This is a genomic window from Paenibacillus sp. 11B (assembly GCF_030487755.1).
In the GTDB taxonomy this organism is placed as follows: Bacteria; Bacillota; Bacilli; order Paenibacillales; family Paenibacillaceae; genus Paenibacillus; species Paenibacillus vandeheii.
Genome location: NZ_JAUKNS010000001.1, coordinates 1 through 15,596, shown reverse-complemented (window position 1 = coordinate 15,596; position 15,596 = coordinate 1). Strand labels below are relative to the sequence as shown.

At 42.9% G+C, this 15,596-nt stretch carries 13 protein-coding genes; 12 read left to right on the top strand and 1 reads right to left on the bottom strand.

Annotated features, from left to right (window positions below; all coding sequences use genetic code 11):
• Positions 1–36 precede the first annotated feature (36 nt).
• Positions 37–510: an HIT family protein gene (locus Q0V21_RS00065; RefSeq protein WP_301876993.1), complete on the top strand. Its 474-nt coding sequence runs from the start codon at positions 37–39 to the stop codon at positions 508–510.
• Positions 511–701: 191 nt separating this feature from the next.
• On the opposite strand, the gene Q0V21_RS00060 is transcribed toward Q0V21_RS00065, so the two are convergent.
• Positions 702–3,731 carry an FG-GAP-like repeat-containing protein gene (locus tag Q0V21_RS00060; protein WP_301876991.1) on the bottom strand — a complete coding sequence of 1,010 codons (3,030 nt, stop codon included), beginning with the start codon at positions 3,729–3,731 and terminating at the stop codon, positions 702–704.
• A 282-nt stretch (positions 3,732–4,013) separates the two neighbouring features.
• Between Q0V21_RS00060 and Q0V21_RS00055 the strand changes: the two genes are divergently transcribed.
• From Q0V21_RS00055 to Q0V21_RS00005, 11 genes are all read left to right on the top strand, one after another.
• Complete coding sequence (locus Q0V21_RS00055) at positions 4,014–4,655, top strand: hypothetical protein (RefSeq protein WP_301876990.1); 642 nt, start codon at positions 4,014–4,016, stop codon at positions 4,653–4,655.
• 170 nt (positions 4,656–4,825) lie between these two features.
• The gene (locus tag Q0V21_RS00050) at positions 4,826–5,161 is read left to right on the top strand and encodes an immunity 53 family protein (protein ID WP_301876989.1); all 336 of its coding nucleotides are present in this window, start codon (positions 4,826–4,828) and stop codon (positions 5,159–5,161) included.
• 188 nt (positions 5,162–5,349) lie between these two features.
• Entirely contained in the window at positions 5,350–5,925 is a 576-nt protein-coding gene (locus tag Q0V21_RS00045; protein WP_079345306.1) for a dihydrofolate reductase family protein, read from the top strand.
• A gap of 174 nt (positions 5,926–6,099) precedes the next feature.
• Entirely contained in the window at positions 6,100–7,287 is a 1,188-nt protein-coding gene (locus Q0V21_RS00040; RefSeq protein ID WP_301876986.1) for an NAD(P)/FAD-dependent oxidoreductase, read from the top strand.
• 33 nt (positions 7,288–7,320) lie between these two features.
• Positions 7,321–8,238 carry an RNA polymerase sigma factor SigJ gene (gene sigJ / locus Q0V21_RS00035; RefSeq protein WP_301876984.1) on the top strand — a complete coding sequence of 306 codons (918 nt, stop codon included), beginning with the start codon at positions 7,321–7,323 and terminating at the stop codon, positions 8,236–8,238.
• 563 nt (positions 8,239–8,801) lie between these two features.
• Complete coding sequence (locus Q0V21_RS00030; RefSeq protein ID WP_079345312.1) at positions 8,802–9,185, top strand: hypothetical protein; 384 nt, start codon at positions 8,802–8,804, stop codon at positions 9,183–9,185.
• 458 nt (positions 9,186–9,643) lie between these two features.
• Entirely contained in the window at positions 9,644–11,383 is a 1,740-nt protein-coding gene (locus Q0V21_RS00025; RefSeq protein ID WP_079345314.1) for an ABC-F family ATP-binding cassette domain-containing protein, read from the top strand.
• Positions 11,384–11,748: 365 nt separating this feature from the next.
• Positions 11,749–12,588, top strand: coding sequence for a methyl-accepting chemotaxis protein (locus Q0V21_RS00020; protein WP_079345316.1), 840 nt, complete (start codon positions 11,749–11,751; stop codon positions 12,586–12,588).
• A gap of 446 nt (positions 12,589–13,034) precedes the next feature.
• Positions 13,035–13,835, top strand: a complete 801-nt coding sequence (locus Q0V21_RS00015) for a helix-turn-helix domain-containing protein (protein WP_179132637.1) — start codon at positions 13,035–13,037, stop codon at positions 13,833–13,835.
• An 83-nt stretch (positions 13,836–13,918) separates the two neighbouring features.
• Positions 13,919–14,947 carry an alpha/beta hydrolase family protein gene (locus tag Q0V21_RS00010; RefSeq protein WP_079345320.1) on the top strand — a complete coding sequence of 343 codons (1,029 nt, stop codon included), beginning with the start codon at positions 13,919–13,921 and terminating at the stop codon, positions 14,945–14,947.
• 37 nt (positions 14,948–14,984) lie between these two features.
• Positions 14,985–15,596 (top strand): heparan-alpha-glucosaminide N-acetyltransferase domain-containing protein (locus Q0V21_RS00005; protein WP_301876981.1); only part of this gene is annotated, 612 nt, incomplete at its 3' end.

Genomic DNA, 15,596 nt, shown 5'->3' with positions numbered 1-15,596 from the left:
TGGTTGGAAAAATATGAAAGGAGTTGAATGAGTAAGATGACTGCATCGTTTTCACATAAGCCAGAAGGATACGAATGTCCATTTTGTCGTATTTGGGGTATCGAGCGACCTAACCAGGGAACAAAACAAAAGGATATCATCTATCAGAATGAAAAGGTAACGGCATTTATAGCAAGCAAATGGTGGCGAAACAATAAAGGACATGTTCTTGTTGTTTCCAATCAACATTTCGAGAACATCTTTGAACTTCCTGCGGATTACGCTGTTGAAATTCACCGCGCGGCTCAGCTTACAGCATTTGCAATGAAAAATACATATGGATGTGATGGGATTTCTACGCGGCAACATAATGAACCTGCTGGCAATCAAGACGTGTGGCATTATCATCTCCATGTTTACCCCAGATATGTGGATGATCAACTTTATATGTCAAAGGGTTATCAGTCCGATCCAGATGAACGCTCTTTCTATGCTGATAAGTTGCGTTCTTGGATAAAGGAAAACATTTAAGGTCTGTAGCATCAAATTGGAACGATGAAGGGACGCCGGACAGCATGCAGCGGTTGCTTGTTCAGTCTTACCAAGAAGGAAGCCGAGGTGAAAGTATAGCATATAGGAGCGAATAACATATTAACCTATCCAGCTGCAATAAAAAGACGTCTTTATCATCCTTCAAGATGATCAAAGACGTCTTTTTGCGTTTATAGAAGTGCAGAAAGCCGGATGAGAAGCGTGGCGGCTTCAGCACGAGTGAGCTGTGCTTTTGGAGCAAAGCGGTTGTTGTCCGTTCCTGTCATGACACGGTTCTCCTGAGCTATGGCTGCATACGGTTTAGCCCAATTCGGGATGCTGGCATTGTCAGTGTATGACAAGTCGAAATCCAAATCAGTCTGCCATTTCATGGCCCGCCCGAGCATTACGACACTCTCAGCGCGGCTAATGGGATTCGTTAGCCGAAGTGTTCCATCTTTGTATCCCGAAATGATGCCACTAGCCACAGCCTGAGCAACTGACTCCTTGGCCCAATACGCGTTGCTATCACTGTCAACGAAGGTAGAACTATCATATTCAGGGGGAGAAACTTGAATGTCATTACCAATAGAAAGAGTCCGAATCAGCATCACGGTCCATTCAGCACGCGTAATCGTACGATCAGGATGAAAGTTTCCGTGCTGGTCCCCCTTTACGATGCCGAGAGCCATAGCTTGCTCAATATTTTTGTTCGCCCAATGTCCCTTTATGTCCTTAAAGCTGAGGTCAGAAGTCTTAGCTTCGTAAGTAATGAATAGACTGTACGTAGAAACTGATCCATTTTCAGCTTGCACGACAAGCTCGATTTTGTTTTTGCCTTCATTTAATCTCAGAGAAAAACTACCGTCTGCCTCTGCATCCTTACCTTTGATAAAGATGCTAGCATTTGGTGAAGAGCTTGCAGCATTTATCTTCAGTTGTGGCTCAGTTGTCTTGACTTGGTACTCAAAAACATTCGGATCGAAGACTGGCGACAGACTGAGCGCTTTCGTTCCTGTGACTAACTCTAGCTTGTTCAGTCGGGTTTCCATTAACGAGACGATAGGCATTGTCGGTTTCGACGTGGCGACTGGTGAAGATGGCGTTGGTGGTGTCGATGGTATCGATTCGCCTAAGGTTTTCACGGTTACTGACAAGGCTGGACTTCTGTTTCCGGTAGTGTCTACAGCGAAAATAGCGTAGGTATAGGTCATGTCAGCGGTTAACCCATTGTCCTCATAGTTCACTTCTGTAACACCAACTTTTGCTATTGGAGCACCATTTCGCGTCAATTCATAATGGTCAATACCACGATCATCTGAAACAGGCGGCCAGTGGAGTCTTACACTGTTTTTAGTAACACTGGAAGCAGTGAGCTTGGCATACACCGGCCATTCAGGTATTGTTACATCCGGTGCCAATCCATTAGTTAGCGTCACCGTCACGGCAGCTGAAGCAGAACGAGGCGACTCATTGTTAGTATCATCTGTTGCTGTTACGATGAACTTGTAATCACCGGGAGAGAGATCGCCAATATCAGTAGCAGTCACAGAACCGTCAGCTTTGCTCATCCCAAGTATGATTGGGGGGGACAGCTCCTTCTCATCGACAACATCGTCGTTGTCCAAATTTTTCCAAGGATATGCCCGAACGGTTGCACCAACTTCGTCGATTGCGCCTGCATAGCCAACGAGTTGATCCGGTGTGCCACTGTAGTTATCTATAGCGGAAAATTTCGTTGGATCAACGTGGGGAGCCGTCACATCAGGTGGGGATTCATCTTCATTAATCGTTACCGTTGCGATCGTTTGATTGCCAAGCGTTGCTTCATTTGTCGGATTGGAGAGAGTTACTGAAAAAGAACGATCTCCGGAATATGAGTTATTATCTAAAATCTGGATCGTATAAGACTTGGAGATCTCCCCAGCATTAAACTCGATCATATCATCCACTGAAGTAAAATCAATGCCAGCAATCGCTGTGCCTTCAACGGTCCTGAGCCGTACTTTCGTCTGACCGTAACTACTCCCGCTACGACTCACCGTGACTGTAACTTCACCTTTATGCTCGTTCACGGAGTATGACGGATTATCAAAGCCAAGTTCGCCTTCTGCGCGACTGTTTAAGAAATGGATGGTATTTGTGCTGGCATATGCGATGTCATCTAAGCCGTCCCCGTTCCAATCCCCTGAATTTAAAAAACCATAAAACGGGAAGTCTTCCTTTGTGAAAAACGTACCATCACCGGCACCGTTCAAAATAGAGGTTGACATGGAGGGCATCTGGTTATAAACGGCCAGGTCAAGCGATCCATCTCCATCATAATCACCAACAGTGATGTCCAACGGTACGTTACCGGACGGATATATAGAGGGAGGGGAGAAGTCGCCTCCTGCAACGCCGATTAAAACGAATACCCCATCCAGACCGTTGTCTGCAGCAGCGAGATCGATGACACCATCTCCATTAAAGTCTCCGGATATCAGCTTGGTCGGCATACTTCCTGGCAGACCATAGTCCTTCCTTATAAACGTACCATCTCCGCTATTAAGAAAAATACTAACATTCTCTGAGCCATTGTTAGCTACTGCCAGATCAGGTCGGCCATCAAGATTAAAGTCAGCAGAAAGGATATGTTGAGGATGGGTTCCGGATGAAATGAGTGTCGAAGCTGCTTGGAAGGTTCCCTCTCCGTTGCCGAAAAAGAGTCTGATCTGATTTGAGTCGTTGTCAGCGATCGCTAGATCCATTTGACCATCACCGTTCAAATCCGCCACAGTTAGACCCACTGGTCCGTTGCCCGTTGGGTACGATATGGGAGATTCGAAACTTCCGTCTCCACGACCTTTAAAGATAGTGACGGTATCGGAAGCATAATTGACTACCGCCAGATCAGGATGACCATCTAAATTAAAGTCCTCCACTACGATCCCTCTCGGGTTGTTGAGTCCATTTGTTAATTCATGAGTATCTCCGAACGTTCCGTCTCCATTGCCTAATAAGATGATAAGGCGATTTTGAGAAATATCCCCATAGACGGCATCTGTTTTACCGTCGCCATTCAAATCAGCAAAGGAGGAGTTAAACAGAACACTTCCCGGAAAAGTATACGAGGGGGAAACAGATTGAAACTTCGAACCTGCAGCCAGGGCTTGAAATGGAGCAATGGATATGGCCAAAGCAAAACTGGCGGCCGTTAATGCGAGTATCTTCTTTCTCATAAAAGGTTCCTCTCTAGAATATAAATTCTATATCTATCATTCACTAAGTCAGTATGGTATAGAAGCAACAACAAGAGAGTAATCTGCTAGGTTTTCAAACATCAACACCTCGCTACAATTGAATGGGGAAGCCCATACGCAAGTTAACATTATATCAAGGTTTCGTTAAGCCTAGAATCTGTATTACAAAGAATGAGACAAACTTGATACACTTACGGGGTAATGGACAGAGTGATAATGGATACTTCATGATTTAGATGCTGAAAGGAATGAAAGATGAGAATGAGCAAGTGGTATGTTGCGTTTTATTCCGTTGTATTTGTATTTGTGCTTGTGATGTTGTGGAATGAACAATCTGTTTTTCTTATAGTGGGCACTGTGCTTGTCGCCACACTTATTGCGTTTACGATTCTCGTTATCTACCCCATGGCTTGGGAAACCCGGATGGACCGTGTGGAAGCTTTTTTGCGTAAAAATCATCATACACCCTATATTTATATTTATTATGTGACTGCCAACAGACTGGATGATGAAGTCGAGATAACGATGGAGAAACTTAGAAATCAGACAACAAAAAAATCGAGGCAAGCGATATATCAGGCAGCTTACGGCGTTTATTGCAAGGACATAACTGCCGTTCGGCAAGCGGTGCTCAAGATGCGCAGATCCGATTACCGTACATATTACGAGACGTTTTTACTGTTGGAGGAAGAGAAGAGTGAACAAGCAAGGGAGCACCTGAAATCAATTAGAAGACAATGGATGCGATCCGCACTTCTTGCTGAAATAGAACGCCAATTGAATTGTCGCGATCAGGCTATCCAGCACGCTAAGGAAGCGTTGAATGCCTCCAAAGGTGTCGAGCGTTACATGCTGACTAAAGAATATGAAAGGTATTATACAAACGAGCAACAAGCACAATAAATGGATACAGTCGCGGATTGTATTCTCGTTATAATGGAGTAACAGTATCTTCAATCATGATCAATCAATATTTTATTAATGAATGATGGAGAAATTTGTGGATAGATTAGCTATGGAAAAGTGGTTTGGCTTGTCTATAGATCTGAGGGAATTCCGAAAAAGAGGTAGATATGATGAACACATTAAAATGGCTTCAGAACTGGTATCTTGAAAACTGTAATGGTGATTGGGAGCATTCATACGGTGTGAAAATTGATACTGTGGATAATCCCGGTTGGTCTGTCGAAATCGACTTGACAGATACTTATTTAGAAGATGTACTGTTTGAGTCAATTGAAGAAGAGAGAAATGAAGAAGATTGGTTCTATTGTATTGTGAGAGATGGAGTGTTTCACGGTGCAGGGGGAGCAACAAATTTAGAAGAGATACTAGATTCCTTTAAAACTTGGGCTTCAAGTTTGGAGAATTATGCAGGAACCGAGGAAGATGAGACCTTGAATGGCTAAATGCCTTTCAAGGTCTTTTTATTGGTCGGGAACAAGCTAACGGGCAGTTTTGTAGAGTATAAAGTAAGGATTTTTTCTGGGTTCGTAGAATACTCCATTTGTGATTAGCTATTCATAAGAAACCACAAGCTGAAATGTTCTATAATGTAGTTAATGTATATATCCCTATGAGCAAAGGAGAACTGAAAATGAGAAAACTCGTTCTATTTTTGCACGCATCGCTTGACGGTTTTGTAGAAGGGCCAAACGGTGAAATGGACATTGGTTGGGTATCCTACGATGCTGATTTGGAGAAACACGCGAAAGAAATTCTGAGTACTGCCGACACAGTCATTTGGGGACGTGGAACTTATCAGATGATGTACAGCTACTGGCCATCTGTGCCTTCGAACCCATCAGCTTCGCAGCATGAACTGAATCACGCCGAGTGGATTGAAAAGACAACCAAAATTGTTTTTTCCACGACGCTGGAGAATGTCGAATGGAACAATTCCAGATTGGTGAAAGAAGATGTCGAGTTAGAGATCAAGAAGCTCAAAAAGCAACCAGGCAAGGATATGGTCATCCTCGGCAGTCCTAGGTTCGCACACTACCTTATGCAGCTTGATTTAATAGATGAGTATAAAATTACGATTTCTCCCGTCCTGATCGGCAGCGGGTTGCCGTTATTCCAAGGTCTCAAAGAGAAGATCAATCTTAAACTTATCGAAAACAAGACATTTGATTCTGGAGCCATAGGCCTCGTTTACCAGACGGTTGGATGACCTATTACGCTAACGGGACACGATAGCTCATTGAAGACCTTTGAAGGCAGCCGCCCCCAAAGCCGGCTTGTTATTTAGATGTAGATGTCTCCGGACAAAAACATTCTATGGTCCCATGTCACATTAAAAGCCGCTATTTCGTTCTATATGCAAACTATAGAAGGAGTAGATGCTATGAAAACATGGACTTGCGTCGTCATTGGTGCCGGATATGCGGGAATTCATGCTGTTAAGGAAATCCGGAAATTGTTCAAGGATCAGGTAAATAAGTATCCGCTACGACTAGTCATAATTGACAAAAACTCTTTCCATCTGCGTAAAGTACTAATGTTTAGACCAGCCGTTACAAATGAAGAAATACGAATCCCATTGACTAAACTGTTTCCGGACGGAGTTGAATTGGTGCAGGCAATCGTCTCAAACATCAATGCGGAAGAGAAGAAGCTGCTGTATGTGAATCCTTTCGGAATGGAACATGAGATAAACTACGATATGCTCGTGGTGACCGCGGGCAGCGTAATCCGGCATCCGGAACGTGAACATGGTGGAATTGCACTTACCTCAATAGAAAATGCGCTAAAGATTCGAAGTGTGTGGCTTGCTAATCTAAAGCAAGCAGTTTCTGAAAATAACCCAAGAGAACGAGAGCGATTGATGCAAATTGCGATTGCAGGAGCTGGTATCAGCGGTATAGAGACTGCAGCTGAGCTTGCTTACAACGCTCGCAAGGATGCTAAACAGCTGGGACTTGACCCCCAAGCCGTAAAAATTACTCTGTACAATGCACACCAACGTCTATTTCTAGACGGTCCCGCTAAAGTAGGAATGAAGCTGGAACATCTCCTCCAAGACATCGGAATAAACACCATGCATAATAAACGTGTAATCAAGGAAAAAGAAGGGGTTCTATGGTTATCGAGTGGCGAAAGGCAGCCAGTAGGCCTGTGTATATGGACACTTGGGCTGCAGCCCAATCCCATGTTGCCCACGATCGGCTTGCCTGTTACGCCCGAAGGATACGTGCATGTTGACGTCAGTTACAGGGTAGCGAATATGCCCGGTATATACAGTATCGGTGACTGCGCCAGAATCGTGGACCCGATTAACGGGCATGTCGATGGCAAGACGTGCAAGGAAGCAATTCCCCAAGCGGCTCGGCTTGCCAGAATTATGCTAGCAGACCTCAAAGGACACCCAGCACCGGTTCATGAAAGCTATATTAAATCGTTTAGCATCGGGCTAGGTCCTGACAAAGGTTTAACCTGGGTGAACAAATGGGGGCTCGATTTCGTCATCACAGGTAGATTGAGTTGGAAAATTAAAAATTATACTTGGGATACAGCTAGTATGTTAAAGAATTGAATAGGAATGGAGACGGAATAGGAGGTGGTGAAGATGGAGGAGCTATACAGACAATATAAAAAGTTATTGCTCACACTGGCTTATCAGATGACAGGAACATGGTCCGATGCGGAAGACGCCGTACAGGACGTTTTTATGAAAGTTTGCGATGTAAACCCGGCTGGTCTGACCGAAGAGCCAAAGGCGTATTTGTGTAAAATGGTCGTCAATCGCTGCCGGGACCTGTATAAATCGGCTCGTCGGCGGAGGGAACACTATGTCGGAGAGTGGCTCCCTGAACCCATCCTGACTTCGGAGGACGATCCGCTCAATTTCATAGTCCGCGATGAGCTGCTATCCTATGCAGTCTTGGTACTGCTAGAGAAGCTTTCTCCAGCAGAAAGGGCAGTGTTCGTATTGCGGGAAGCTCTCGGTATCGAGTATGCGGGTATAGCCGAGATCATCGGTAAAAGCGAGGTGAACTGCAGGAAGATTTTTAGTCGGGCTAGGGAAAAGATGGGTATCAGTGGGATGGAGCGTGATGTTGCCGATACTCATAGAGAGACGTGGATTCGCAGGTTTGTTTCCGCGCTAGAGCAAAACAACACAGAGCAGGTTATTTCTATGCTAGCAGACGATGTCGTGCTCATCTCCGATGGGGGTGGAAAAGTTCTTGCCGCTGTTCGCCCGATCACATACCGTGTTGCTGTTACCAAATTCCTTTTTGGTATTTTCCATAAATCATTCCAACATGAGGGCGGTATTCATTTAGAGATGAGCGAGATCAACGGTCAAATCGGAGTCGTTATCCGTTTAGGTGAGCAAGTCGATACTGTAGCGCTGATCCATAATGAAGGACATTCAATTCGCAACATTTATCTTATCCGAAATCCGGATAAACTTGGATTTTTCAACATTCCTGGGGGTTATGAAGAGGAAACAGGTACAACTCAAACGAGAGACAATGATTAAAATTAATGACCAGCATGAAGCTGTCGACGCTGATCGGCAGCTTCATATGAAGTTATATAGGAGACTAGTGTCGAGGAACAGGAACATTGTGTTATCCCTAAAATTAGAAATGAGAGGAGTGATGTCTTATGAGAAGATATTTAATCGATAATAGGGCAAATAAAAATCAGGGGATTACGTATAAATAGCCCTGGAAACTACGTGAATCCCCAAAGTTGAGGGGGACGATTATATGAATCAACAGCCGATTAAGTTCAAGATTGACAATGTATGGTACCGTTTTCCGGAAGCCCTAGAGATGCAATTTCTAGGTTAATGGTTGCCGTGCCGTTGTACAAGACCTTAGAACATCCATATCTCATTAGTCTTATCGATCATTTTGAAACGAAAGATGGGTATGCTGCTATATATGAATGATTTAATGGCGCATGCCTGCATTCACATTAGTTTTTTGCCGTTTAACCAAACATAGTCATCCTGAATCGCCTTTCTACAGATTCAAACAGTTATCCATAGAGAAAAGGTTGCAGTCACTTGATGCCATATATGAGTTCCACAAATAAGTGGAGGCCAAAGGCTACGTTGCGGTTGATTTTTATGATAGTAGTATTCTCTATGATTTTTCAAAGGATTTAACCATGATCTGTGACATCGACTTCTACAGGTTGGCACCTTCCGTAAATGACACGAGGGAGAACTTTTGGGGAGCAAGACGTTCGAAATCTCCGAAAGAGTTTATATTAGGTGCACCTATTGATGCAAGAACGAATGTTTTCACGATGGGAGCTATCGCTTTTGGATTAATTGGTGGTGAAATCGATCATTCGTTTTCAAAATGGGAAGCAAACAGATCACTTTACGAGGTCGCTTTACGAGCAGTTAGTAAGGATCGAGAACAACGATATAAAACTACTAATGATTTTATAACTTGCTTGGAATTCAGTTAAAAATTAAACCGCGTATGAGTATACAAAACCGAACACTACAGTCATACAATACGTGGAACAAATGTTGGAAAATAAATACAGCAGTTAACATGTTACACAAATAAAAAGTGTAGCCTCCGTATTGCGGCAGGATACACTTTTTTTGTTCATTTCCCTGCATTTCCAGGAATGATTTGAACAGCATCATGATTTTGTTTGATGTATTTTCATGGGAGTGGATAAACGTCCAGGCGGCTTTTTCTTCCATCGTTTTTGATGGATCTTCATTGTCGTAAGCAATGGTTGATTCTGAAAATCGTCCAACAAGCCACCATTCGAAAAAAGTATTAGAATCTCGAAGGGAGGGTAAGAGCTAGAAATGGATTGTACTTGGGGGTAAACAGTGTTACTCTAAAAGTCTGTGTTCGACAAGAAATTCAATAATAGTCACCATTTTAGTTATAAAGAAAGGTAACACTATGATAAAAGTTGATAACTTATCCTTCTCATTTCCGCAAAAGGAACTATATAAAGACATCTCATTTACGCTTGAAGAGGGACAACATTGCGCTTTTATAGGAACAAGCGGCAGTGGAAAAAGTACATTGATCGATATACTGATGGATCCGGAAAGATATTTGTTCGATGGCAAGTTAGAGATAGACCCAGATTGCAGAATAGGGTATGTGAGTCAGTTCTTGCAAGTTGACAAAACGAAAGAAATGACCGTCTTTGAATATATCGGAGAAGAATTTATTAAGATACAAGATGAAATTACATCGATTTATGCTGAAATGGAAACCACATCAGATATGGATTCGTTGCTGGAAAAGGTTCAATTCGCTTTAGACGCATTCGATTCGATGGATGGGGATAATTACGAAAACACCATTAATAAGCAACTAAACTTGGCCAACCTCATGAAGCTCAAAGATCTTAGTATATCCGACGTGAGTGGTGGGGAATTCAAACTTATTCAAGTGATGAAGGAAATGCTTAATCGTCCAGACTTAATGATTATGGACGAACCCGATGTATTTTTGGACTTTGAAAACCTAAATGCGCTTAAAAAACTTATTAATTCCCACAAGGGAATGCTGCTAGTTGTTACGCACAACCGATATCTATTGAATCATTGTTTCAACAAAATTATACACCTTGAAAACACGGAGATCCAAGAGTTTGATGGGCGATATATTGATTATAACTTCTCGCTGCTTCAGACTAAGATCGAGCTGCAAGAAATCGCGGTTGCTGAAGCTGAAGAAATTGAGAGATACGATCACATCATCGACAATCTTAGAGAGATCGCCACGTATAATTCGGAAGCCTCCAGAGGCAGAGCGTTAAAAGCCAGAGTTAGGTTTCAAGAAAGATTGGAAGCACGTAGAATCAAAGCGCCATTTGTTGATATTAAGCAGCCGGATATTACGTTTGGTATCGATCATGAAATGGAAGACACCGTTATAGTAAATGTCCATGATTATAGTGTTTCCTTTGATGAGCTGCTTTTAGAAAATGTTAACTTTGAGATCAAATCTACAGATAAAGTAGCTATTATCGGCCCAAACGGTACCGGTAAAACGACTTTGCTTCGGGAAATCTTTAAAAATAATCATGATTCCATTGAAATCAATGCTGATGTTAAAGTGGCTTATTTGTCTCAGCTTCAAGGCGAAACGCTAGAGGATTCCAATACGATACTAAATGAGTTCATCGATGCCGGGTTTAAAACGTATGATGAGATTAGATCGTATCTTTCAAACTATGGCTTTGAAGGAGAAATCCTTGATCAAAAGATAGAATCTTTATCTGGTGGAGAAAAAAACCTGCTTCAATTGGCTAAAATTTCTGCCAGCAAAGCAAACGTATTGCTTCTTGATGAACCGACAAGCCATTTAGACACCTATACACAAATAGCACTGGAGAAAGCCATTGAGGACTATAAAGGTGCGATTCTCATGATTTCTCATGATTTCTATTCTGTTGTAAATGGTATGGATTATGTTTTAATCATTGAGGATAAAACGATTAGAAAAATGAGTATGGAAGAATTTAGAGAGAGGATTTATGCGAGTCACTTTAATAGAGACTATTTAGAAACGGAACAAAAGAAAAAATCAGTTGAAATGAAAATAGAATTGGCTTTGAAAGATACTAATTTTGAATTTGCAAAAGTATTAGTGGATGAACTAGAAGAGATCATTAAGTTGCTTTAAATTAGTTAGAGTGAAAAGGGCTAAAGTGAATTAGTTTGAGTCAACGATGAAACATGATGTTTGTGGAAAAGTATCAATAAAAAGACACTGATGAATAAAATATCAGTGTCTTTTTACTGCATTGATTTCTTGATAGCTCTTGCCAAGAGGGAAATATCAGTACCAACTTCGTGAAGAAAATACAGGTACCAAGATCATCCATCCGTAAACGATTTTGATCGTCGTGTCTTATGTATTGGCCCTCGGAGCAACGATATGTATGTAAAGTATACGAAATACGCTTAACAATGAAATAACATTTTAAAGGTACAATATAATTTGAGTACATAAAGTGGAGTTATTATGCGTATAGAGGAGAGGTTTAATTGGAACTCACAGCAAGTCGCTCTGAATTATTGGAGAGTATTTTCAAAGCTGCGCCGTTTTTTGCCCAGCTTTGCCAGAAAGAAGATATTGCGCTAGCTATCTCTGACAAAGAGAAATTAATATTTTATTCGCCAGACCGCAGCAATCCATTGGATGTAAAACCTGGTTCACTAATCTCCAAAGGTCAAGGTATTGAAATTGCGATGACAACCAGACAAATGGCCATCAAGTCTATTCCGAAAGAAGTGTTTGGCATCCCATCGCGCACAATTGCCATTCCTGTAATCAATGAGAACGATGAGGTGGTCGGCGCGATTGCGTTCGGAGTTAGCTTGGCCAGGCAGTCCAAGCTGTCTGACTTGGCAGAACTGCTCGTTTCGGCCAATACACAAATTACGGCAAGTATAAGCAATTTGCTGCAAACGTCCAAAGAGCTTCGGGAAGCACAGGAATCGATGAGCAAGTCAGCGGATCAAACGAAGAAAGAAGTTCTGGAGACAACGAAGATTACCGATGTAGTAAAAAGGATCGCCACGCAGACGAACATCATTGGACTTAATGCTGGTATTGAAGCGACACGTGCAGGCAGCGCAGGTAGAACGTTCCAGGTTGTAGCCAACGAAGTGCGTAAGCTGGCCGGCGATAGTGTGAATGCGGTACAGCAAGCCGAAGAGCGTATCGGCCGTATGAGGGAGAAGGTAGAGACGATTCTCTCCAAGACCTCCGCGGTCGACGCGACGGTGCTGCGTCAGTCCGTGGAATTCAAGGAAATTGAAGAGACATTAGCCAGTCTAAATGATTTGTCGAATCGCTTACTGGAAGCTTCGAGAAATTTTTAAGTATAATAGGACAGTCCTGGTCAAATGTGTATATAGATGGAATTGTCCGTATCAGGATGAACGTATCAAAGAAGATGTTCAATCCATGGTTTCTTTTACATCTCAGAAGATCGCAATTTTTATTATGAGCGCCCCAGATAAAGAGAATATACAGCTTCAAAGATCAGTTGATAAATATGTAAACAAATTGAGTTTTTAAAACCCGTTGAGCTAAATCAACGGGTTATTTTTTATTGTGTGTAGTTGGTAACAAACGTAGGTGATATCAGCCGCGCTAATTTTGTGGCTTTTTTTAATATATAGATACACGTTTTTGTTGGAAGTTAGACAAGCATATACTTCGAGAGAAGCGATTCAAATTCTTTTTTTATTTTTCATGACTTGACCTTAGGTCTGACCTAAGGTGTATGCTTAACTCATATTCAAGGAGATGGGGGAGAAAACAGTTGAAACCGGAAATTACCATTAGCGAGTTCGCTAAACTCATGGGTGTATCCGTGCATCAAATTCGCTATTTCGAGGAAAAAGGCATATTGTATCCGTCCTACATGGACGAAAATCAATATCGGATGTATGGCATTCATGAGATTTATCGGCTTTCACATATTTTGTTGCTTCGAAAGGCGGGCTTGTCTGTACAAGCTATTCGGGATTGGAGTGACCAAGGGACGCCGGATGACATGAAAGAATTGCTCGAACAGTCGGTTTCCAAGATCGAGGAGGAGATGCACAAGCTTCGAAAATTAAGCGATTTGATCGGGAAGGTGCTGGACGAGAACGAGCGATATGGACAGAAGACACCTTCCTTTCAGGTGATTCAACGTGATTCGTTCGCTCTGTCTTCATGGTTCGAAACGGACATTGAGACCGAGCTAAATGCTCGCATGTTGACCGAGCAGCAGGATAAGTTGCCAACACTGTTCGAAACCGACATTCATTACATATACGAAGGCGGATCTCGTGTGATGTTGTGCACCCAAATGCAAGACACTCCAGGAGACATTGTGTTGCGAGCTGGCGAGTATTTATCATACCGTTTCTCGATCCAGGGGGAAGAAGGGCTTGAGCAACATACCGCTCAATTCCAAGCCTTTGCGGATTGCCATAAACTGAATTTGACGGTACCCCAAATTCTTGTGGAGAAGTCATACTTGTCGCTGTTTACACAAGAAAGCATACATTACGAACTGCTTGCTCGTATTGATTCAGTTGAAAGTGACGCTACGGAAAAGGGGGAGAATCAGTGAGCATCCAGCCAACGATTCATATGGAACGAATTTATATGATTCGCGAAATATAGAATGAAAACGGGAAAGGAATGTCGATAAAAATGAAGAAAAAATGGGGGATTCCACTCTTAATCATCCTGCTGTTCTTTGGAGGAACGGGTGCATATATTTTAAAACAGAACAGTTTTGACATGATCGAACAAGCCGTAGAAATTAGCACGCCACAAGGCAAGCTGACGGGAGTGCTAATATTACCTGAGCACTATAGCAGCAAGCTTGGTTTGGTGTTGTTTATTCATGGAGATGGTGCAATTGATGCAACGCACGATGATGGATATAAACCGCTTTGGGAACGACTTGCTTCGCTGGGCTATGCTTCATTGTCGATGGACAAACGCGGAATTAGCGGATCAGAAGGTAACTGGCTGGACCAGACTATGGAAGATCGAGTGGAGGAAGCACAACAGGTGTTGGCCTGGGCGAGGCAGCAGCCAGAAATCGACGCGAATCGCATCGGCGTATGGGGCGCGAGCCAGGCAGGATGGGTTATTCCCAAACTGGCGGGCAAAGAACAGTTAGCCTTTAGTATTCTCGTCTCTCCAGCAATCAATTGGCTGACACAGGGGGAATACAACACGCGTAGTCAAATGACAAAAGAAGGTCGATCCTCGCTTGAGATTGAGGAGCAGGTGAATGCAGATAACCGTATTAAGGATTTGCTAAAGGCAGGCGCTTCCTATGCTGAATATGTGAGTGCTGCGGGCCCTGACAATGTCATGTCCAAAGATCGGTGGAACTTCGTGAGCAAGAATTATCTTGCCGATGCTACCAACGATATTTACAATTTTAATTCGCCAGTCCTGCTCATGCTTGGAGATCATGATATTCATGTGGATATAAAGGAAACAGAAGAAGTATACAAGGAACACATATCTCCATCTGATCTGTTACATGTCAGAATGTTAAAGGCTACAGAGCATTCCATGCTCTCTACTGCGACAGCCGATTCGCCCACGCGTGCTTTGTTGATTAGCCTGTTTGCGCCGAGGGATATTACAGTCAAGGGATACATGGAGGAAATTACTCATTTCCTGCAATCCAATCATCTAACGAATGCGTTGCAGCCATAAAATCGGATAACATCCAGGTTGCCGGGGGGGGAAAGACATGCAAGTCAAGGTACCGTATGGAAGAATCATCGGCCTGGACCTGGCTAGAGCGATGGCCATTATAGGTATGATGATAGTCAATTATAAATTAGCTATGGAGGCTCAAAATGGAGAACCTCAATGGTTGAGGTTTGCAACAGAACTTTTCGAGGGTAGAGCTTCCGCGCTGTTCGTCATTCTTGCAGGCGTGGGTGTGTCCCTCATGGCGGCCCGTGCGAGAGCTTCTGGAGAAGTGAAACAGTTGAAGGCAATCCGAAGTACGCTATTTCGCAGGGCTGCATTTCTGTTCTTGGCCGGGATCGGGTTGCTAGTCATGGGCTGGAGCGCTGACATTCTTCACTATTATGCACTGTTCATTGCGCTATCGGCCTTGTTACTCCGATTATCAGACAAAACGATTTTCACATGGATGATACTAATTCTGATAACAACGGAAATTCAATTGATATATCTTGACTACAGTTACGGTTGGTCAGAAAATTATCATGAGTATGTTGGGCTCTGGACATGGTCCGGATTTGTACGAAATCTGCTGTTTAACGGGTTTCACCCCTTTTTTCCGTGGTTTGGCTTCTTTCTGCTTGGATTGTGGATCGGGCGCAAGGATTGG

Bases quoted from the DNA above. Each gene is read 5' to 3' on its own strand.
- Q0V21_RS00050 (WP_301876989.1), top strand. From the start codon at position 4,826: ATGATGAACACATTAAAATGGCTTCAGAACTGGTATCTTGAAAACTGT.
- Q0V21_RS00045 (WP_079345306.1), top strand. From the start codon at position 5,350: ATGAGAAAACTCGTTCTATTTTTGCACGCATCGCTTGACGGTTTTGTA.
- Q0V21_RS00010 (WP_079345320.1), top strand. From the start codon at position 13,919: ATGAAGAAAAAATGGGGGATTCCACTCTTAATCATCCTGCTGTTCTTT.
- Q0V21_RS00025 (WP_079345314.1), top strand. From the start codon at position 9,644: ATGATAAAAGTTGATAACTTATCCTTCTCATTTCCGCAAAAGGAACTA.
- Q0V21_RS00055 (WP_301876990.1), top strand. From the start codon at position 4,014: ATGAGCAAGTGGTATGTTGCGTTTTATTCCGTTGTATTTGTATTTGTG.
- Q0V21_RS00065 (WP_301876993.1), top strand. From the start codon at position 37: ATGACTGCATCGTTTTCACATAAGCCAGAAGGATACGAATGTCCATTT.
- Q0V21_RS00040 (WP_301876986.1), top strand. From the start codon at position 6,100: ATGAAAACATGGACTTGCGTCGTCATTGGTGCCGGATATGCGGGAATT.
- sigJ (WP_301876984.1), top strand. From the start codon at position 7,321: ATGGAGGAGCTATACAGACAATATAAAAAGTTATTGCTCACACTGGCT.
- Q0V21_RS00060 (WP_301876991.1), bottom strand. From the start codon at position 3,731: ATGAGAAAGAAGATACTCGCATTAACGGCCGCCAGTTTTGCTTTGGCC.